Raw genomic sequence first — 20206 nt, forward strand, 5'->3', positions numbered from 1 at the left:
CTCGACCACCGTTCAGCTGGCCTGACCGGCCTTTTTTCGAACCGCTTGCCGGTACTTCACGACTGCCGGACGGCTGATCAGCTTGTAGATGGTTTCAAAGTCTTCTCTCAGGCCTGCACGGGTGCCTTTGAACACCTCGATATCCGATTCAATGGCACTGGGGTAAAAAGGAACACCCGCAGATCGTCCCCATTCGTCAGCAGATAGTACGGCGCGTTCAGGAAGACGGCATAATTGTGCGCCTGAGCAAGATGATCCCTGATTGACTGATAGCTAGCTATTTAAGATGACTATTCATCCTTATCCAACTCATCCTTTATCCTAAAGATTAAGTCCCAAGAGTACTTTTGCCCCTGTATGTAGAATATGTTACGTGATTCAAAAGAATCTTTAGATTCGTCACTAGCATTTATAAGCCAAGACGTGGGATGAATGAATTTTGAGTAAAATCTGTAAAATCCTAAATATTCTTGCTCGACGCCACTTATAACTGCTAGTTGGCGGTAATTAGTCTGGTCACGTTTAGAAATATCGAATCCATTTCTTTGGGCTATTGCTTTAAGCTCTTCTATCCTCGCTATGAGTGTTTTTGCTGGATCTGTCTCTTGATCGTCAGCAAAACTTAATATTCCCTCTAGCATGTCAACTTCATCCCTGGCGCGAGCGGCAATATACTTTTTCCAGCTTTGCAAAACTTGAATACTTCTAAACTCCAAATTAAGTTCAAATAAATTTCTTACAGCCCAAGCAATTTTTTCTATTGGCTGTTCTACGTCTTGAGCAATATATGTACACTGTCTTGAAACATAGCTAAGCATATTAATCATTATGTGTTTAACATCTTCATCTCGCCGAGATTGGCTGACAATAAGTTTGGTCTCTATCGCAGTTTGGGCAATTTTTCGGAAAGCCTCTGCCACTTCAGAAATTTGGGAGTGTGAAACAAAGTCACCAATTTTTTTGGGATCAGGTTCTGCCATAGCTTAATAATAAAGGTAATGCCTCAAACTGGCTATTCTGTTGATGCTCAGCACCTAACACTCTGGGGCGAATGGTATTCTACTGACCGCGAATAGATAGCGTAGTTTTTGGACATTGTCTACAGCGGTCGCCCGTTCGCCGAACCACTCCACACGTGGTGTGAAGCTGGTTTCACGTACGTTTCGCCCAATGGCTTCCCTGAGCTCACGACGACCAGTCCTGTCCGTAACAATTTATGGCTAAGCGCGATCAACGCCACCTTGGGCGGCTTTCCATCAGCTCGCAGATGACGATAGAAGTCATCCAGATGCCCTTTGTTGCGTGTGACACTCAAGGCCGCAAGGTACGCGGAACGCCTCAGGTGAGCATTCCCTGTTTTTGAAATGCGCCCTCGGCCATGGACACTTGTGCCCGACTGAAACGGCGCTGGGGCGATGCTAGCGTGAGCTGATATCTGCTTGCCCGTCTCCAGCACGGCACACCCATCTGTTTCCGCCAGTACAGACGCCGCAGTGAGCAAGCCGAACCCAGGAACGCTGGTCAGCAGCCCAAACGGCTCGCGCAACATGTCATCGGAACAAATGAGTGCTCGGATGGCCGTTTCGAGCTCCAAGATCTGTTGCTTGAACAAGGCAATGCGCGTGTTCAGCAAAGCGACGACGATCTGGTTTTCATGCTGCCGGCGTTCTGAGACGTGCAGGCGATTCTGATCCTGTGTCAGCGCTTCGCACAACGCCGTGCGTTCACGAACGAGTTGCTTGAGTTCCTGCAATGCGGTGCTCGGCGGTGACCAAGGTTTCGGCCGCATGATGGCGCCGTACAGGGCAATGACCGCTGCATCCATGGTGTCTGTCTTGCCCCGTTTGAGTTTGGCGCGGGCGAAGGACTTGATGCTGGTGGGGTTCACCACGCTGACGGTGCAGCCCGCACTGAACAGGAAGGTCGCGCACTGCTCCCAGTACACCCCCGTGGCTTCCATCACTACGTGCAGCTCCGTTGACCTCACATCATGTTGTTGGGCCCAGTGCACCAGGCGCCCGAATCCAGTGGGCGTGTTCGGAAGGTCATGGAGTGACATTTCCAAGTCGTTGTTGAGCTGTAAATGTGCGTACAGAGAGTCTTTCCCGATGTCGAGGCCGAGGGCAAACATAAAACCTCCTAGAGAAAGGGTCGGGGCAGGTCGGACGCTCTCGGCACTGGCTCTTCTGGTGCAGGCTGGGTGGCCTTGGATCGCGTTCAGTCTTCGAGAAGAGCGCCCGAGCCGGTCCTGTCTATTCGACGGTCTTGCTGGATCTGGGGTTGACGCGGACTTGGCGGCTCGGACTGACCTGGCAGTCTCCATACTGATCAGGAATGAACCCAGACGTACTACATAAGGGGTTGACATCGCCTAGCTATTCTGGATTGATGGAAATTCGCCCACTTGAGTCGGGAGACCTGCCAAACGTGACCCAAGTTTTCATCGCCACCTTTAATGCTGCACCGTGGGGTGAATCCTGGACGCAAGAAACGGCGTCCAACTGTTTGAAAGAAATGCTGATGCTTCCCAGGAGTGTGGCCTGGGGTGCCTGGGAAAATGATCAGTGCCTTGGCGCAGCACTGGGCCACGACCAACAGAAAGACACCGCATTGACGCACGAGATTAAAGAAGTTTTCGTGAACCCGCAGCGACAGGGACAGGGGATTGGGAAAAACCTTCTGAACGCTTATATCGAAGCTGTGCTTGGCCGTGGGGTGAAGAGTATTTACCTGCTTACGGCTCAGGATTCAGACGCTGAAGCGTTTTATCAGCGTGCTGAATTCCGTCGCGCGCGCCGACAAATTGTTCTTGTCCGTCCTTAGCGTGAAACGCTAAAAATCGTGGGTAAGGGTTGACAACAAGGAGAAATGGGTGATGCTGACGCGGCAGAGCATGCTTAGATGTCTCTGATGATCGACTCAACGTGGTATACGCGCGTCTCTGATGTTCCCGTCCGCCAAACTGCCGGTGGCATCGTCATCCGCCAGCAAAATGATCAGCTTTCGGTGGCACTTACCATTGAGCATGAACCAGAATTCGACGTGATCGCGTTGCCCAAAGGTGAGGTCGAAGCAGGTGAGAGTGCTTTGCAAGCCGCAGTACGCGAAATCAGAGAAGAAACTGGGCTGCGGTGGCTCCACCTCCTTCAGGCAGAGCCGCTCACGATCGAGGAGCGGTACGGGTTCGGCAAAGGCGTCTGGCTGCAGTGGCGCTGGTTCCTCTTCGCTACAGAAGAAGTTCACAGCCAGCCAACCGAAATCAATCACACGTTGATGTGGACGCCCCTGGGATCGCACCCTGAGATGTTCTGGCCTGGTGAGCGTGACATCCTGCGCCAACAGACAGACTTCATCGCTCACCAACTGGACATCTACACCCAGAACGGCCTTCTGCGCCACGAGTACAGGACCATTCAGACAATGAAGTCAATGAATTTGAGGTTATGTGCCAGGACGTTCAGGGCGACCTTCAACCGCAAGCTCAAATACGTCTTCACCTTGGTCTAACGCAATCCAGCGCCCACCAGCACAGAGAATGCCGACTCCACACAGTCCTGAAGCTCTGGAGCGGGATTTGGGGTCATGAATGGCACCACTGTAGAGCGGGGGATCGCGTCACAACCAATCAAAGGCCGACACGATGCCAATGATGTTGCCAGTGGGATCTTGAACCAGGCAAGGGTATGACGGAACGGAATCTGAGGTTAACAGCGTAGTCGCCGGAAGATAGGTACCTGGAATGGTGCTCAACTTCTGCTCGGCAATCAAATGGCTTAATGGGTTTAGCTGCCGTACTTTTTTGCCCACGGTGTGCCAACTCTGGGCGACGGCCACGTCGGAAAGCAGCACATACTCCTCTCCCTGCCGGTAAGGAAGATAGGAAAAAGAATGGGAGAGCAGCAATTCCCGAACCTTGGCCAGGGTCATGAACGGCTCAGCATATGTCACGCCTCCGACCATAATGTCGGCGACCGTGGTGGTCAGTTCCATCAGGAGCTCCTCGAGAAGGGCACTGACGGCCACCGCTTTGGTGACCGCATTGCGGGCATATACCCCCCGGTGGGATTTATCGTTGCGAACATCTTTGAGCCTGCGCAGGTCACTTCCAAAGCGTGATTGACGCTCATCAGGTACCAGGGCGACTAGGCCGGGAATAAGGGGCCCTAAGCCATTGGGAACAGGGCTGGCGCGACCCCGGGGCACGTAGAACTTCGCCCCCAGTTCCTCCAGTACAAAGCACGTGCTGGTGAAATTCTCGGCGTCTTCCAGGGCCGCGTACCGGGCCGCCCGGAGAGCTCTCAGAAAATAGACCCGTTCAGCAGGATCCAGATCCATCAGCTGTTTGCGCGGTAATGAGTCCGAAATCAGATCCGCCATACTTCCTCGTTGAAGGTTTTGAGGAGGTTGCTCAGCTGACCGCCCAGCAAGTGGTCTTGCTTCTTCAAAGGCCCGAATTGCTCCCGGAACAGCAGGGCGGGATCATTGAGGGTCTCTGTATCCACGATCCCCAGCACCTTGGTCTGGGCAGCCAGTAAGGCCAACCAGGCCTCCTCTTGAACAGTCCAGGTGGTGGAGGCAAGCAAGGTCTTTCGGGCAGCGTCCACCCGCTCGGCAAAAGGCTTCACACTCTCGCCCAGAGCCGCTTGCCGGATGTACGCGATGATCTGTGCGGCACCTTGCGCGTTGGTCGTTTCTTTCCACGCCTGATCCAGACTGAGGGAGGTAAACCCTTTCTGGCGCAATTTCAACTCCAGTGTTTTGAGTTCTTGGCGGGTCAGCTCAGCGGGGCGCGTCAGGACCGTTTCCAAAGCAGCCAGTTGATCAGGATTGTCCTTGATGTAAGCCGTAAAGGACTCCAGGTAATCTGCGGGGCGGGCGAGATTTGGTCCGTAGCCCGTCTCAGTGCCCAGCAACTCATCCTGGTGCCCGGAAATGACCATGGGGAGCGCCTGCGCCTGCTTCATCTGGTCCAAGATCTCGGTCAGTCCAGTGTTCTGCGTAAACCACGCGGCGATCTCCGAGGCAGGCTTCTGATTCAGCAGGGCCAAGAACTCTTCGGGACTGAGGCCGCCACTGGCCGTGTGAAAATCTTGCTTGTCCTGCGCGCTCATGCGCCGCCGCCGGTTATGCAGTTTCACCTGGAATTGCCGGAGCGCTTCTTGCTGCGCCGCCCCCTGCGTCGACTGAACTTCCTGGATGAGTTGTTGGAAGGAAATGTTGACCTGTTGCACCACAGGCTTCATCTCGGTGATGTTCTTGAGGGCGGCATAGATCCCGACGGCATCGTAGACCGTGAAGTGATCCTTCTGGATGCGGTCGCAAGGACGGGTCGCCCGGCCCAGCATCTGGTCATAGAGGATCCGGCTTTTCACACGTCTCAAGAAGACCAGGTGACTGATCTCAGGGACGTCGATGCCCGTGGTCAGGAGATCGACCGTGACCGCGATATTGGGGAACTTCTCGTTCTTGTACTTGCGGATCATGCCGAGCGGGTCGTCCACGGTTCCGGTAATCTTGGCCACCACATCGTTGTCGACCCCACCCCAGGCGGCGGCAAGTTCCTGCCGCAACAACTTCACGACCAGATCGGCGTGCAGGTCATTGGCACAGAAGATCAGCGTCTTCTCTTTGGACGTGATGGGCAGGGTCTTGGCCAGAAACCGGCAGACCTGTTCATTGAAACTTTCGGTGATGACTTTCTTGTTGAACGTGTCGATATCGAAGCTCAGTTCATCGGGCACCGTCACAGAGGTGACTTCACCGGTGCCGACGTCCAGGACCTTGATCTCATCTCCCGCCCCAAAGTGAATGCCGTCCTGGCTGAGTTTGGTTTTGATCAGGGTGGGCGCTTGATGGTCAATCAGGAAGCCGTCGACCACGGCCTGCTGATAGGAGTAGGTGTAGACGGGCTTTCCAAAAATCTGGCTGGTCTGCAGGGCAGGGGTTGCAGTCAGGCCAATTCGGGTGGCATCGAAGTACTCCAGCACCCGGCGGTACTTGCTGAGGTAATCATCTCCGTCCCGGAACGTCATCTCGGTGTCGGACAGGTCGCGGTCGAGCAGGTATCCCCGGTGGGCCTCGTCCACGATGATGCAGTCGTAGGTGTCGATGGGGAGCGGACCTTGGCCCTCGGATGGCGAGAGCACCCGGCTGACCATGCTTTGCACGGTGGCCACATGCACCACGGTGTCCGGCCCCAGCTTGGCGTCGTTGAGTTCGGCCAGGTTATAAATGTCTGCAAAGTTCTGCACGCCTTCCATGCGGGTGTCCTTGAAGGCACCGGCGGCCTGCTCTCCCAGCGAGCGGCGATCCACCAGGAAGAGCACCCGGTTCACGCGCCGGGCTTTCAGCAGGCGGTAGATCAGCGCGATGCACGTTTTGGTCTTGCCTGTTCCCGTCGCCATCGCCACCAGAATCTGACGCTGCTCCCTCGCCATAGCGGCCTCCACCGCCTGGATAGCATCCCGCTGATAGGAGCGCAGAGGAAAAGCAAACGACACCGCGGTGTCCTCCAAGGTCTGCTGAGCCACCTTGGGGTCATGATCCAGCAGTTTCTGCAGGCCCTCCGGCGTATACCAGTTCACCAGAGCCCTGGGGTGGTTCTCGCGGTGCCGTACATCCCGGAACCAGATGCCACTGACGAGCTCAACCTGCTTGAGGTAAGGCCTGCCATTGGTGGAGAAGAGGAACGGAACCTGATACTCGCCCCAGGGGCCGCCCGGAAACTGGTCGGCCTCAATGTGCACGATCTCTCGGCTGTAGCGTTCCGCCTGAGTCAAGTGGTCGTAAGCATTTTTGTTTTTGCGTTTGGCTTCGATGATGGCGACAGGCGTGAGGCCGATGAACAGCACGTAGTCGGCATGCCCCTTGGCAGCTGGCCACTCGGCAATAGCCCGGTTGTGGCCCTTTTCCGGGCGGGTGCCCGCACTGAATTTCAGTTGATTGGTGTCAACTTCCCAGCCAGCGTCGCGCAGGGCTTGATCGATGAGCACGCGGGTTTCCGCCTCACTCAGGTTCACCAGTTGGGCCGCTTTCTGCGCCGCTTTGAGGGCGGCAGGCTTGGGGATCAGCTGTTCTGGCGTGTGCTGAATCTGTGTTTCGGCGATCTGCCCCGCCTCTTCCTCTTCTCGTCTCAAGACCTGGACGTCGCTGGAAGCCATCCGAGCGGTGGGTTCAACGAACTCAGGCTGAAGATCGGCAGTGATGGTCTCTGGGGCCCGAAGATGGTGAAACCACCAGCCCAGTTGCCAGGCCAGCCGCAACAGGAAGAGGGCCTGTGACGCATCGCCTGCCAGGTCGTGCGTGGCCCGGTTGCCCTGTTGACGCAGCGTCTGGAACACGCGGGCCACTTCCTCGTTGAGAACCGTTTCACGCTTAAGCCGGTCCAACCGGTCGTGTTGACTCTCGTCCGGCTTCCAAGTGCCGCTGTGAATGGCCACCTGTTTGGCCAGCAACTCGGCAAACTGGCGGAGTTTGGCAATGCAGGTGCTGGGGTCGAGCAAGAGCAGCTGCTCTGCGAGTGCCCCCTGTTTGGCCAGAGCATCGTCCAGGGGAAGGAGATGCGCGAAATTGGAAGGGGAAGTCATGACGTGCTGCCAGCTTACTGGGTTGCTCTGATCCCCGCACCTGAAGTTGCGGCAGATAGGGTCCGAACGCTCGACTCAGCCTCTGGATAGTCGGTGAAATTCATCTGGCCCAAGCTCAATTTAAAGGAGTGGTTCACCTCTGCGCTGGAGCACCTTTAGATCCCATATCGCCACGTCACGCTCTGGCTGAGTGCTAGGCGCGGACACAAGGAGGCTGAGCAGGACACCCTTGGAGATAAGCAAATGAGGCTTTGGCCTGAGGCTGATTGTGTCAGGCTGAAAGGCGATGACGCGCGATCACGCTGGAGTGCCCTTTGCTCTTGACGCCGCAGGGCAGGTCGCGGATCCAGCCTTGGTCCCCCGCGAGGGCCGCTACAGTTGTCTGGCGTGTCGGGAAACCGTTCGAATCCGGCGGGGAAGGAAATACCGGACCCATTTCGCCCATCTCGCAGGCAGCAGGTGTACCGCGACAGGGGAGAGTGTCGAGCACCGCGTGTTCAAGCAAGGGCTGTGTGAACGATTGAGCTTATTCCGCGCCTTTGAGGTCATGCTCTGTTGCCCCGTGTGCCTGATCAAGCTGCGCAAGAAGTATCACCTCTTGCCTGTACACGAGGTGGCCCAGGAAGTCCCGGTGGGTTCGTACCGGGCAGATGTGGCCATCCTGGGGGAAAACGCAGAAGTGAAGGTGGCGTTTGAAGCGTATTACGCCCACCAGGTGCCGGAGGACAAGGCCCTCGGGTTGACCGTGCTGTGGTTCGAAGTGCAGGTCAACCTCGCCGCACTGTTGAAACAGGCCGGAGTGCCTCTCCTGACTGCGGTCAATACCAACCTCTTTGCTCGCCAGCCTTGTTCTCGGTGCGGCAACGCAGCGGCTTCCAAAGCGCAGGCCCAGGCCAACGTTCTGGCGGCAAAACAGCAACGCTTGGAAGAGCAGGCGGCCAAAGCGGCGGCCCTACAGGCGGCTCAGAAGCAGGAACGTGAAGCGCGCAGTGCGCAACGGCAAAAACGCGAGCAGGCCGAGATGCGGATCTACCGCGTGGCCCTCCCCGCTCATGCTCAGGAGCAGGCCGTGCTATCCGCCTTTCTGACAGAGCATCTCCCGGACATTGATACTCGCTTGTCTCATTACACCACCATAGTGGCGGTTTGCCCCGGGTGCAGCCTGCAGACGGTATTTTTCGACAGCCAGCACATGGTGCCCACCTGGACCGCCTTGGTGCGGCGTGACACTGCCTTTCAGCCCTGGCAAAGCGTTTGTATTCACTGCGGGTGGCATGGCCGAGCCCCATCAGGTGTTGCCTTCACCCGCTCGGCTGCCGGGGCCGTTGCTCAGACTGAGACGTTTTCCCAGATGCCTCATCGTGCACCAGCGCTGTCTGCCCAGCCAGAGGGCCGGTTTTGGTGGCAAGAGGACTGAACCAATGTCTGGCACGGGCGGTGCAGAGAGGGACATGAAAATTCCCCATTCACTTGCTGCATCGACCCGAGAAATTACACCTCAGGAATCCGTTGGCTTCACCACTCGTCGATCTTTTCCAAGGCAAATGGCAGCAATGCGGGCTACTGGGAGGCTTCCTGTTTGGCCCTTAGAACAACTTGGCGCCGTTCCCGGCAAGTGACGAAATCCCTTGCTCCCATGGCTGCGCCAGGTTCTGCTGACGCGCTGCGGCTGTGGGCATCCCTAAAAGCAGCGGAATGCAGTACGTCAGGTACCAACCTCGGAGAGACATTGCCGGGTACAGGAGGCAAGGCTTTGCATCGATCCATCTCAAGCCGTCTTTGGTTGCTCGTGGGCATCCAAGTGTGAAAGCTTGGAGGGATTGTGCACGATGAGCCACCGTCTGGGAGGGGGTTTTCTTGGCTATTCTCGGCTAAAGTCTAGTCGCCCTAGCGCTGTTTTATGTAGAGTAGCGCAGTCCGAGAATTCCAGTCCTCTCAACAGCCCTCTCAGCGGGCGTCCAGCGGTCCTCTACCGGTCCTCTAGCGTGCACATTGCCATTCCTCATCGTGTGGTTCCCTTTTTGCTCTTGACGGCTGATGGCTTGAACTTTGGCTTCTGTGCCAGATACAGGCGGTCAAGCTTCTGGAGATGCTGCCGATGTTCAGAGATCCGCTTTTCCAGATCAATGATCATTTTAGCCAGATCTGCCTTGCGCTGATGTGTCCTCAGCTGCTGATACCGATGTGCGGCCGCCGCACTGGGCACGAATGGATCATTCGGGAACGGCAGCTTCTCTGGCCACGGACCCTCCTCCAGATTTCCAACGTCCAGCAACTCACGCCGATTCGTATAAAACCGGTCGAGTTCCATTAAACCAACCACATCCTGGGCCAACTGGTCTCGTGACTTGTGTTTGATCAGGTATGAACGTCTTCTGCTTTGTGCCCGATGACCAATGCTTCTGTTGACCTTCAGACTGGCATAGCGAGAGAAGTCAGGGATCGCCTGGAACGTCTCACGCCGAGCCACTGCGATCACCGAGGCAACTTCGGTGTTTGATGACAGTGTCGTTTTGTAAATCGGTTTTTTTCTTTTGCTGTCACTCTTGTTAATCAGCTCATTTGCTATTCTTAAGAGATCTTTTGTTTCAAAGGTGCGTAGCTCTTCAGTGATATGTAACTGCTCTTTGTTCCTCTCATTAATGGCGCGCTTTATAAATTCGAGTGTAAGGCTTTTTCGGTCTTCCCCTGATTTCAGCAGCGACGAAGGTTGAAACGGGAGATCATCGTTCGTCATTGCTGCACCGAGGTACTTTTGATGGCATCAGGCAACAGAGATTGCCAGAGGGTCTCGAGGGGGACATCAACCATCATCTGAGGACGGCTGTCTCTCGCTTTACCCCCCAAGTAATGCTGGGTCATCCATTCGCACGCGTGACCCAGATCTGGAGTGAACCCAAAGTACCGGGCCAGCAGGCAAGTCACTTCTAGGCGCAATGATAGTGGGTGGCGAACTCGGCTGGTGGGACATACCCCAAACTGGAATGCAGACGTTCTTGGTTGTACAGCTGACCGATGAAGTGGTTGATGTGGCGCTGTGCGTCGTCGAAGTCGAGATAGTCCTGCAGATCGACTTCCTCCGTTTTCAGGGTCTTGTAAAAACTTTCCATCCGGGCGTTGTCGTAGGGGTTGCCCTTTCTGGACATGCTGGGAATCAACCCGGCCTCCCGAAGCCGATCCACGTAGACGCGACTTGCGTATTGAGACCCCTGGTCAGAATGGTGGAGGAGACCTGGAGCTGGGCAACGCGCCCCAAGCGCGTTGTTGAGTGCCTTCACGGCCAGCGCCGCGTCAATGCACCTGGACATGGCCCAGCCCACGATTTCTCGGGTGAAGCTGTCGAGGACGCAGGCGAGGTACACAAAGCCATGCTTGACCCGAACGTAGGTGAGATCGACTTGCCAGACCTGGTTGGGTTGCTTAGGGACCACGGTTGGCAACAGATTTTCAAAACGACGTTCGCTGTGCGTCGAGTCCGTGGTGGCCTGAAACCGCCGTTTGGGACGGCATAACAACCCTCCTGCTCGCATCACGCGTAAGACGCGTTTGTGATTGGTCGGGCGTCCCCGGCGGGCCAGTTCATGGGTGACACGACGGTACCCGTACCCGCTCCACTTCAACACCACCGCCTCAATCTCTTTGGCCAGCCCAAGATCCGGGTCTATCGGTGTCCGAGTCTGCTGACCCAGATACCACGACCGACTGACCGCGTGCAGCTCACACAAGCGACGTACCGACACCCTGGGATGCGCGACTCGCGCATCCGCAATCATTTGGTGCCGTGTTTCGAGCGGTACGTCGCCAACGATTTTTTCAGAATCGTGTTCTCCAGAGCGAGCTGACCACAGTACCGTTCCAGCTCGGCAATCCGGAGTTCGTCGCTGCGATCCGTCGTGGCACCATCGGTAAACGCGGCTTCCCCACGTGCCTCAACCTCTTTGCGCCACCGATGAATCAAGCTCGGAGCCAGTGAATGAAGGCGACTGAGATGGGCCGTGGTGTGCTGCCCGCTGTTGATCTGGCTGACAACCTCAAGTTTGAAGTCGCGGCTGTGATTTCGTCCTGGCATCTGATCTCCTTCGCGATGCAATCAGCGTATCCGCTGAATGGGGCAAAGTGTCTTGGCCTGTGGTCCTGTCAGATGGGGTCAGTCCAATCTTTTTGGATATCCGACAGCAGATGTCCAAGTTCCTCCCGGATGCGTGTGTGGCCATGTCGCAGGAGATGGATAGCTAAGCTCATGAAGTCCGGGTCGGTGGAATCATGACATGCGCCAAAAGCCACAAACCGCGCCGACCGTCTCATTACGACCTGCGAGAGTCGCCTGCCGTCAGCTTGCAGTAGATAACCCCCTCGCTCGAAACCGAATTTCTCTCCGTCTTGAGGCAGAACGTATGAAAAATCGCCCCATGATTTGTAATGTGCGTCGCGCAAAGCTTCCCAGTACGTTCTCACAAAAGGCTCTAACTTTTGCTTGAATATTTTCTTCTTGTCCCGTTTTTTACCCTTTTTGTAAATACTGCATTCAAAGTGTCCACTTTCTAGTATCACTGTGTCGGGCGCACGGCCATTGATCTGCTGCATCTCATGCGTCCTCATGCCTGAGCTGTAGGCCACCACCAGAACAAACGCACCATAGGCTGCACCCGCGCAGAGCGCCTTCAAGTCAAACAAAACCCTTGGCTTCCGGCCAGAGCGATGTGCGTCAGCATGTTCTTTATGGCAATGACCGCTTAGGCGCATGGCAGGACGCAGCAAGCCTGGCCAAGTACCCAGGTAATCCGATTCGACCCCGCCATATTTAAGGATCTGCGGCCTGAATTCCGGATCGTACCAGGCGCGCTGAACCAGGGCAAAGTAAGCGTCGGGCAACGGTTGACCAGCCTCGTCGACCGCCCCCACATACTCGACAAGGGTTTCTCGTTGATCCCCTTGATTGAGCAATTCCAACTGCTTGGTGAGGCTCCTCTTTCCGGCGAAGACCGCCGCCGACCAGATCACAAAACGCAAGGTGGCGGATCCATCGGACAGACAGACCTCAAATGGAAGATGGTTTTCTTCGGCACTCAGAGACGCAAACTGCCTATGCGCCACCTCGCTCGCCGCCGCTATTTCCTGGAAAACGGCGGCTCGCCGGATGACGGCACTCAGGGTAGGCAGATAAACCTTTGCTAGAGCGTCCGCCAGGGCATACCGCCTGTTCTTCTCCGCCTGGCGTGCCGCGGCGAATAGTTTGTCCTCATCGATATGTCCTTTCGGGGAGCGCAGTCGCCAGGGAGCAACGGAGGCCTTCAGATCGGGGTGAGCCCTCTCCCAACGATATCCTGCATCTGCACATTCAAGATATGCGCTGATATGCGCGACCCTGACACTGTCAAGATACTGGCCAGATTCATCCTTAAAGTAGGATCTTAAATGTAAATCAGGATCAAAATCCACCATACTCTTAAGCGAGCAGTCAGCAAATACCTTTTTAAGTAAGGACGCAGTATGTGTTAATTTTGTTAAGACTGAGTTGGGGGTATTTCGCTCCCCCCTTGCCGATTCTTCATCCGTTAACATGGAAACAGCCAAAATAAGCTCGGAAACGTACGGTGTTTTGCGCATAGAGTGGATTCTTTTGATAACCTTTCTATTTTCTTCAGGTACAGCACCACCATGGCATTTAAAACGCTGGTCTGCAATTTTTAGTATTGTGGCAGGAATATATCCGGCGAAGTTTGATAAGCCGAGGAGAGGAAGGTATTCGTTTGGTAAAATGCATCTTATATCTGAAAGTAATACAGAAGTAGGATCTGTGATGGCCTCAAGTACCTGACGAGCAACTCTACCGGAATGCTGCCGTAAATCTGCAAGGCTTGTTGTGCGGTCAAGTTCTTTGAAAGTGCTGGGTCTGTGCTGTGCTATCCACATCTCCCGCCAGCATCTGTTCAGATATTTAAGCCGCTTTTCTACAAGTTTGGGCTCAGAATTGCAGACAGCATAGTGAAGAAGCAGGGGGGCGTAAGGCGGCCGTTCCAGTTGAATTTCAATTAAGCAATTGATTACATCTAGGGAGGGATAACCAGCTGACTCCCAGGATAAAATAGATTCCCGGTACTCATCTGAAACTATATTCAGCAGTTTATCAATAGCTTCAATCCTCATTTCTCGCCCTTCATACGGATAGAAAGACCGAGTTTTTCCATCATCTCCGCTGCAACCTCATGGTCGCTGGAGCTCTCTTCATCGAGTTGGGCTATGATGTATGCTTCAACCGCATTGGTTGCATACCCCTCAAAATCATAAGGATGTACACTTTTCCACCGCTTCCACCCCATTTTTTTCATAAATTTTTTCATTTCTCTGTACTGGTCACGCACGTCTTGAAAATTTTCGTAAATGAATTTGATTTCCTTATTTACATACCATCTGCGGAGATGGTGAGGAGTAGGTGTGATCCTCAGCTTTTTCCGTGCTCTTGTCCAGGCCTGGCGGCAAAACGTTTTAGACAAGTACTGCCTCCCTCTATCGTTCAGAAATAGGGGCTCAGATTTAGAGTCAATCTTCTTCTCCGTCAGATAAATTGCGTACCACTGAGGAGTGTAAGACGCATCTCCTTTTTTCTGCGCCCATTCAAGGAAATCGCTGTATCGCTTGTCTTGTAGGGGCCGTTCTAGCGTAAAATAGTCGTTACATAGTTTTTCTGTTTCCGCCGAGAGTGAAATCAGTTTTCTTGGCGTTCTGCCTTGGCCTTTGTTGTGCACTTTGATTTGATTCCCGAAACCACAGAGTTCCCAGCCATGAAAAGATACTTCTACTGATTCGCAGCCTCTGCAGCCTCCATTTATTATAATTCCCAATATTGCATGTTCACTTAGTCGCCATTGGGCAGCTTTGGCCGCTTCTTGCATTAGGTCAGGTAACGTTGACCCGTCAGTGACAAACATAGGTATAACGGTTTCGTCAGTCATCCGGTAATAGCAAACAGGAGACTGACGAAATTCCTCAATGGCAGTGGTCTTTAAATCTTCCACATGAGATGATAAATCTTTTGCTACTGTTTGGTGCGCAGTTAAAGGGTTTTTGCCTTTTCTATATCCATTAGCGAAAAGACGCTCGAAACCCGTACGCATACTGGACAGAAAGGTCTTAATTGTGTATGGATTGCTTTTTTCCCCAGTGTAGATTTTGACATGACTGGAAGCGGTTCTAGAGAAATCTGCTCCATATCTGGTGTGCAGAATATATTCTACGATTTCCCTGACATCTGCTGCACTTGCGTTTGCTCCTTTATTACGTTTCTCCGCTTCTATTAAAAATAGACTCATCGCATAGACAACGCCTCTCGCGTTTGAATCTGTTGAGGGCCTAGCAATATCATTATATATTTGAGTCAAGACTTCACTGAAGCGACCTTTTACATCATAAACAATAATGTTACCGTCCCTCTTATCAAATCTTAAAGAATAGTCAGCTAGATTTGCTCTTTTATTTTGTGAGTTATGCCCTTCTTTCATACTTTTTCTCCCTCATAAGCGCCTAACTTGTGATAGGTTGAAATTCTTAAATTTATCGGCGAAACCGTTGCTTTCCCTTGCACAATGCAATAGATGTTCGAAGTGTCAATATTGTCATTATGAGAAATTGAAGGGACTATGTGTAAAATATGAGAAATTTTTTTGCCAGCCGAAATGGCGTGATTTTCGTCCGAATAGGTGGATTTGGTAGGAATATTTAGGGGTTAAACACCCTCATAACGCCTCTGCGACAAGCACCCTTTATTTTCTTCATAAATGGCTGGCTTTTGCGGACGATCTCGTAGCATCTGCAGTGGTCTTCGACCCTTTCCCACACGCGAAATACTGGATTTTTCAAGCTCATCCAGCACATGCCGACGGAGATTAAGCCGAGATGAAGTCCCAGAATCGAGAAATTGCGGAGCATCTGCTCGTCCTGGGGCGATACTATGCTTCAATAGCATATGCTAATATGGCATATCAGGGGGTATGTTATGTCGCCCGGTTCGTCGACTGAACGGAGGATTACTGCGAGGGAACTCAGGTATGCCTGGTCCGACATTGTCCGTGAACTCATCGCTGGGCAGGTGTTCATCCTCTACCACGACAAGGCGCCACTTGCCCGGTTGCGCCCCGTACGCCGGGCGAGCTCTCCCAGTGAACACACTGCCCACACTCCACCTTTGCCAGCGATAGAATTGGTTCGCCTGTTCGACCACCAGGATCTCTCCCGTATGCTTGGAATTACTGAATCAACATGGTCAGTTCAGTTCCAGCAGGGCCAGTTTTCGGTCAAAGTTCTGGAACGCCTTGCCTTTCTGTCCAGGCAGGTCAGCACCCTCCGGACGTTCATGCCATCAAGCCAAGTGTTAACTTGGTTTCGGCGTTCCCAGAGTGAATTAAAAGGCTTGAGTATCATTGACCACCTGGCAGTCCCCTGGGATACGCAAGATCATCAGGCAACGCTCGTTCAAGTCTTGGTCGAACGTGCACGATTCGACGCTACACCCATGCCTGAACCATGAATGATACGGGTGAGAACACGTCGGCCACGCACTACAAGAGCGTCCCCCACTGCTCCAGCCTGCATCTGTCCCCAGTGCTTTTGCTGACGGTAGCCCACCCACTTTCCCCGGGACTCTTGCAAGCCGTTCGCCAGATGGCCGTCCTCTGCGACGCTCAAGCACGGCTCCTGATCGTCCTGGCAGGTCCCCTGCAACGTAGGACAGCGGTTCACATCCTGGGTAACTGGAGCTGTCCCCATGGCCACATCCTGAATGCCTTGACGGCGCTGCTCTGTAAAGAGGCTTCCCGACATGCCTGACCTTTTGACCGAAGTTCTTCCAAAGGGTCATTCCTAGGCGTGGACTTCCCTGAGTGGTGGCCTGACCAAACTGCTCAGCCTTCAGCCACTAGCAGCGCTCTAGCGGCGGCTTCCTGTCCGACGCCCGAACGTTTCGACCGACAACTGCTTCATCTGCTGGCCCAGCGGAACCTTCTTAGACGTCGCTTCGGTTCAGAAGGTTCCTCACCGCCTCCTCCCACCGATCTACACGGTATGTTTGCCGTAACAAAAGCCCTAGCTCTGGTGAGACCCGGGCAACCGGCTGCTCGATACCGCTGCAGGCCGCCTGCAGCATGGAAGGATCAATCTTGTCGAAGCGCCCCTGCTTCTTGCCACGGAAGAGCGGTGATACGCATGCCGTCCAATTCACGTCGTTTCAGTACCGTGCCGGATGGACGTCCACCTCCCGGGATACGTCTTTGATTCTTTCAGTCAGATCAATCCCGCAGACAGTGCAGGATTTCATTGGAATCCCTATGCAACCAGAGATACCGCCTCAAAGATCAGTACTGAGCGTCTACTGCCTCTGCCGCTCCTTTACTGATCAGCACTGGCCCATCACATGGTAGGTTTGCCGTTGTGAAACGTCCCAGCGCCATTCGCCAACGCTTCAGCAACGCAGAGACGCTGACGCCCGGACGCGGAAACCTGGTCGGCGACCGTGTCCGCCTGGCCCGGCAACGGCGGTCGCTGACCATGATCGAGACCTGTCAACTGATCGAACAACATTCAGGATATGCGTTCCATCAGTCGACCCTGACGCGGATCGAACTGGGTACCCGAAGTGTCTACGACTTCGAAGTCGCTGCCCTCAGTCTGGCCCTGGATGTCGATGCCCGTTTCCTGCTTGGGCTTGTCCCAGACGACCAGGCCTGAGACGCGTCCTCGCCAGCACGCCACTCTACAGTTCATGACGGAAGGTAGAGTGCTCCTCACGAGCATCGGGTCATAACCCATTGGGGAGGTTGACCGTGCACTGGAGCGGCACCGACTTCCCCTCTTCCCAGGCATACCCACGAAGCATCAGGTGCCCTTCCTGAACTCCGGCCACCAGCAGAGGGTGATCTTGATCGAACAGGCCAGCTTCCGCTCCTTGTTGCAGCCATGACAGGTCTTTACGTTCATCCGGCAACCGGCTGTCCGGCGCGGCGATCCAGTTCCCAGCCCAGTCCACCACAGGTCCTGGCTGCGTTTCCATGCTGTCGCTCCAGCCCATCAGGTACGGGAGGTGCGGCGTCAGCGGCTGACCCCACCATGCGGGGGGACCAAGTGGGCTGACGAGCCGCACCGTCAAGGTACCGAAGTCCGTTTCCCCAAAGAGTGCCCCGCCCTGCCAGCGCCCTTTTACCTCCAAGCACCTCGACAGTTCCTGCCGGACGGACGGCAGCAGCAGCACCGCCTCCAGTGGCTGATATTCGCTCTCTGCTCGGGTCTGGGCGACGGCAGGACGGCCCAGGTACAGCTGCGTGGCTCTCCTCATGTTCCCATTCTACCTTCTGAGATGCCACCTTCTAAGGTGTGGCGTATCCGAGAGGCTTGATTACATCATGAAAGTTATGTCTGATGAGCCCAACATTCGCCAGCGTCTGGCTGACAACCTGCGCCGGTTGCGAAAGGAGCGGGGCTGGTCGCATGAAGACCTGGCTGCAATAGGACAGATCCACCGCACCCAAATCGGCAAAATTGAGCAGGCCCGGCAGAACACCGGTATCGACATCATCGAAAGACTCGCTAAGACCTTTGGCGTTGAGCCGGGGGATCTGCTCAACAGCGGTTCCCCCCAGCCCTCTGATCGGTCGTCAGACAACACAGACCCCTGATGGTGAGGCACCCTTGCCTTACAAGGCCTTTCTGCAGACCACTCTCCGGTCCACCGAACGTTGTTCAAGCTCCTGATGCTGGAGTCATCTTAGCTCCCGATTCCGCGCTGCGACTGTTGCTCACCATCATTCACCACCCGTTGCAATGAGCATGCAGGGCCGCTCAATCAGATCTGGCCTCCCACGCATCAAGCACCCCAGCATGGTGTGGAGCAGCACCTGATCAGGACACTGCTGCGCCCCGTAATGCCAGGGACGACGCAGCAGGGCATACAAGTGCTCCGGAGCGAACAACTGCGACAAGAAAGCACCCAGATCAGAGAGGCGGGCCAGAGCAATTTCTTCGGGGGCATGCAGTGCCTTCAGACTGTCCCGCAATTCACCGGGTTTGAGCTGCAGCAAACGCTGCACCACCAAGGCCTCAGCGGGGTAAGGCGGCAAATACCCCTTCTGCGGCTGATAGCGCAGGTACGGCAACAAGGGACGGTACCGCGAGGTGGGCAGCACGGTGCCCAGGGTCACCACGCCAGACCATTCAGCCGCTGAGCCAGTTAATTCCTGCGGGCCCAAGCGCACCCCCGCAGGCCAGCAGATGGACTGGCGATCAGGCGCCACCTGCACCGCCCGAAACAGTTCACGCAGGCGGAGCGCCTGAAACTTTTCATGCTTGAGCAAACCGGTCAAATCCAGCAGGTGCGTCTCTCGCTCGTCGAAGGTCACCCACACCTGAGCACGTCCCGGCTCCGGTAGCACCTCACTCACCGTATTCGGCACTGGGTGTGAGGGGACAACGCCAAAACCATCTGGCACAGCGACAGGGTCGGCTCCGAGCATGCTCACATCGTATCAAATATGATGACACCAAATATGAAGTAGGCGAAAGGGGGTACCACCATGAAGCCTTGGGGTATGTCTGCAGTCCTCTCTCCTGACCCCACGCTCAGCCTGGAAGAGGCCTACCTACAGCAACTTGGATTGCGGATTCGTGCCCAGCGCCAAGACCAGAAGATTGGCCTGGAAGGTCTGGCTGATACTGTGGGTATCCACCGCACCCACCTCTGGAAGATCGAAAAGGGACAGCTCAATGCGGGGATCTACACCTATGAACGAATTGCCCGTGCATTAGGGAGCCGCTTGCAAGAGCTGTTGCCGGATTAGCAGCGGCCTCAGAGCGCAGATCAGATGATTGCTTCACACGCGACGAGAGGCAAACTGTCTTTTCAGATCTCGACCACGAACGAGGGTGCCCCTCCCCGTCTTCGGCAGCCCCAGTCACCGCTGCCCCGTACAATGCCCCTATGCCCCGGCAGAAAACCCCCCCTGCTGCGGAGATGCGCCGTTTTGTCACGGACTGGTCGGCCCGTTTCCACCACCCTGACCCGCTGCCTGACACTTTCACTGACCGGGGGCCACTGTTGGAGGACCTCAAGGCTGCCTACCAGGGCTGGGCCGCCGTGCAGTGGGCCGAACAGCATGGCCAACCTATTCCTGCAGAGGAAGTCAGCGCACTCCTAGGCGAAAGCCGCGTGCGGGCAGGTAACAGCGCCGAGAAACAGCTCTGGCGTGAGCGCGTGCTTTATGTCCAGCCGCTCCAGACCTACTACCGCCTCCCCAGCAAGATCTGGCAGTGGGTGCTGCGCGCAGGCGTAGCTGCTGGACACTTTCCCGCCGTGGTGGCCCCCGCCGCTGCTCCGGTGGCCGATCCCACGCCCAATTAACCCTACCTGCTCACCCTAGCCAACAAACCCAGTGTTCTGATCGACCGCGCGAACATAAAAACCAAAACCGCGCTGTAAAGCGTTTTGAGGCGGCTTTTGATCTCCTGATTCGGTTGTGTTGCCTTAATCGGCCCCAAGGCAGATGGAGGGCAGGGGTAGCCTGAGGTTCAGGCCACCCCTGCCGCGACCGGCAGAACCCTTACATTGCCGCTGATACGACGTTTTCAGGCCAAATACC

The 20206-nt window shown here is 55.1% G+C and carries 19 protein-coding genes and 3 pseudogenes; 9 read left to right on the forward strand and 13 right to left on the reverse strand.

Annotation, left to right across the window (positions count from 1 at the left end):
* Nucleotides 1-12: 12 nt before the first annotated feature.
* The 3 genes from M1R55_RS31755 to M1R55_RS17080 all read right to left on the reverse strand — a co-directional run bounded on the left by M1R55_RS31755 (nucleotide 13) and on the right by M1R55_RS17080 (nucleotide 2131).
* Complete coding sequence (locus M1R55_RS31755) at nucleotides 13-135, reverse strand: hypothetical protein (RefSeq protein ID WP_256566018.1); 123 nt, start codon at nucleotides 133-135, stop codon at nucleotides 13-15.
* Between the two features lie 155 nt (nucleotides 136-290).
* Complete coding sequence (locus tag M1R55_RS17075) at nucleotides 291-980, reverse strand: DUF5677 domain-containing protein (protein WP_249394748.1); 690 nt, start codon at nucleotides 978-980, stop codon at nucleotides 291-293.
* Between the two features lie 119 nt (nucleotides 981-1099).
* Nucleotides 1100-2131 carry a transposase gene (locus tag M1R55_RS17080; RefSeq protein ID WP_249394749.1) on the reverse strand — a complete coding sequence of 344 codons (1032 nt, stop codon included), beginning with the start codon at nucleotides 2129-2131 and terminating at the stop codon, nucleotides 1100-1102.
* 257 nt (nucleotides 2132-2388) lie between these two features.
* On the opposite strand from M1R55_RS17080, the gene M1R55_RS17085 reads away from it, so the two are divergent.
* Together M1R55_RS17085 and M1R55_RS17090 are read left to right on the forward strand one after the other, a co-directional pair.
* On the forward strand, nucleotides 2389-2823 hold the full coding sequence (locus tag M1R55_RS17085; RefSeq protein WP_249394750.1) for a GNAT family N-acetyltransferase: 435 nt from the start codon (nucleotides 2389-2391) through the stop codon (nucleotides 2821-2823).
* Between the two features lie 87 nt (nucleotides 2824-2910).
* Nucleotides 2911-3276 (forward strand): annotated as a pseudogene (locus M1R55_RS17090) (NUDIX domain-containing protein); the annotation flags it as partial.
* Between the two features lie 137 nt (nucleotides 3277-3413).
* On the opposite strand, the pseudogene M1R55_RS17095 reads toward M1R55_RS17090, so the two are convergent.
* The 3 genes and pseudogenes from M1R55_RS17095 to hsdR form a co-directional block, all read right to left on the reverse strand.
* Nucleotides 3414-3548, reverse strand: a pseudogene (locus M1R55_RS17095) (IS982 family transposase); the annotation flags it as partial.
* 67 nt (nucleotides 3549-3615) lie between these two features.
* A complete protein-coding gene (locus M1R55_RS17100; RefSeq protein WP_249394751.1) occupies nucleotides 3616-4377 on the reverse strand; it encodes a hypothetical protein in 762 nt (253 codons plus the stop codon).
* Nucleotides 4365-7586, reverse strand: a complete 3222-nt coding sequence (hsdR, locus tag M1R55_RS17105; protein WP_249394752.1) for a type I restriction-modification system endonuclease — start codon at nucleotides 7584-7586, stop codon at nucleotides 4365-4367. Before hsdR ends, M1R55_RS17100 begins: the two co-directional genes overlap by 13 nt.
* Nucleotides 7587-7872: 286 nt before the next feature.
* Here hsdR and M1R55_RS32185 point away from each other — a divergent pair.
* Together M1R55_RS32185 and M1R55_RS17110 are read left to right on the forward strand one after the other, a co-directional pair.
* Nucleotides 7873-8049, forward strand: a pseudogene (locus M1R55_RS32185) (competence protein CoiA family protein); the annotation flags it as partial.
* 57 nt (nucleotides 8050-8106) lie between these two features.
* Entirely contained in the window at nucleotides 8107-9003 is an 897-nt protein-coding gene (locus M1R55_RS17110; protein WP_249394753.1) for a hypothetical protein, read from the forward strand.
* A gap of 585 nt (nucleotides 9004-9588) precedes the next feature.
* Here M1R55_RS17110 and M1R55_RS17115 read toward each other — a convergent pair.
* From M1R55_RS17115 to M1R55_RS17135, 5 genes are all read right to left on the reverse strand, one after another.
* Entirely contained in the window at nucleotides 9589-10323 is a 735-nt protein-coding gene (locus M1R55_RS17115; protein ID WP_249394754.1) for a hypothetical protein, read from the reverse strand.
* 190 nt (nucleotides 10324-10513) lie between these two features.
* Entirely contained in the window at nucleotides 10514-11359 is an 846-nt protein-coding gene (locus M1R55_RS17120) for an IS3 family transposase (RefSeq protein WP_249391328.1), read from the reverse strand.
* A complete protein-coding gene (locus tag M1R55_RS17125; protein ID WP_249391329.1) occupies nucleotides 11356-11655 on the reverse strand; it encodes a transposase in 300 nt (99 codons plus the stop codon). Before M1R55_RS17125 ends, M1R55_RS17120 begins: the two co-directional genes overlap by 4 nt.
* A 68-nt stretch (nucleotides 11656-11723) precedes the next feature.
* Nucleotides 11724-13733: a hypothetical protein gene (locus tag M1R55_RS17130; protein WP_249394755.1), complete on the reverse strand. Its 2010-nt coding sequence runs from the start codon at nucleotides 13731-13733 to the stop codon at nucleotides 11724-11726.
* Nucleotides 13730-15085, reverse strand: coding sequence for a hypothetical protein (locus M1R55_RS17135; RefSeq protein WP_249394756.1), 1356 nt, complete (start codon nucleotides 15083-15085; stop codon nucleotides 13730-13732). The genes M1R55_RS17130 and M1R55_RS17135 overlap by 4 nt, the downstream gene beginning before the upstream one ends.
* Before the next feature lie 494 nt (nucleotides 15086-15579).
* On the opposite strand from M1R55_RS17135, the gene M1R55_RS17140 reads away from it, so the two are divergent.
* Both M1R55_RS17140 and M1R55_RS17145 read left to right on the forward strand, forming a co-directional pair.
* Nucleotides 15580-16110, forward strand: a complete 531-nt coding sequence (locus tag M1R55_RS17140; protein ID WP_249394757.1) for a hypothetical protein — start codon at nucleotides 15580-15582, stop codon at nucleotides 16108-16110.
* An 899-nt stretch (nucleotides 16111-17009) separates the two neighbouring features.
* A complete protein-coding gene (locus M1R55_RS17145; RefSeq protein ID WP_249394758.1) occupies nucleotides 17010-17306 on the forward strand; it encodes a helix-turn-helix domain-containing protein in 297 nt (98 codons plus the stop codon).
* Between the two features lie 70 nt (nucleotides 17307-17376).
* Here the strand turns inward: M1R55_RS17145 and M1R55_RS17150 are convergent, their stop codons facing one another.
* Complete coding sequence (locus tag M1R55_RS17150) at nucleotides 17377-17910, reverse strand: hypothetical protein (protein ID WP_249394759.1); 534 nt, start codon at nucleotides 17908-17910, stop codon at nucleotides 17377-17379.
* A gap of 76 nt (nucleotides 17911-17986) precedes the next feature.
* Between M1R55_RS17150 and M1R55_RS17155 the strand changes: the two genes are divergently transcribed.
* Nucleotides 17987-18250 (forward strand): helix-turn-helix domain-containing protein, encoded by a 264-nt coding sequence (locus M1R55_RS17155; protein ID WP_249394760.1) that lies wholly within the window; start codon nucleotides 17987-17989, stop codon nucleotides 18248-18250.
* A gap of 126 nt (nucleotides 18251-18376) precedes the next feature.
* Here M1R55_RS17155 and M1R55_RS17160 read toward each other — a convergent pair whose 3' ends face one another.
* Nucleotides 18377-19084: a DUF2442 domain-containing protein gene (locus M1R55_RS17160; protein ID WP_249394761.1), complete on the reverse strand. Its 708-nt coding sequence runs from the start codon at nucleotides 19082-19084 to the stop codon at nucleotides 18377-18379.
* Nucleotides 19085-19159: 75 nt separating this feature from the next.
* On the opposite strand from M1R55_RS17160, the gene M1R55_RS17165 reads away from it, so the two are divergent.
* Nucleotides 19160-19408, forward strand: coding sequence for a helix-turn-helix domain-containing protein (locus M1R55_RS17165; RefSeq protein ID WP_249394762.1), 249 nt, complete (start codon nucleotides 19160-19162; stop codon nucleotides 19406-19408).
* A gap of 140 nt (nucleotides 19409-19548) precedes the next feature.
* Nucleotides 19549-19968 (forward strand): hypothetical protein, encoded by a 420-nt coding sequence (locus M1R55_RS17170; RefSeq protein WP_249394763.1) that lies wholly within the window; start codon nucleotides 19549-19551, stop codon nucleotides 19966-19968.
* The last annotated feature ends 238 nt before the right edge of the window (nucleotides 19969-20206 follow it).

Source organism: Deinococcus sp. QL22, from assembly GCF_023370075.1.
Taxonomy (GTDB): Bacteria; Deinococcota; Deinococci; order Deinococcales; family Deinococcaceae; genus Deinococcus.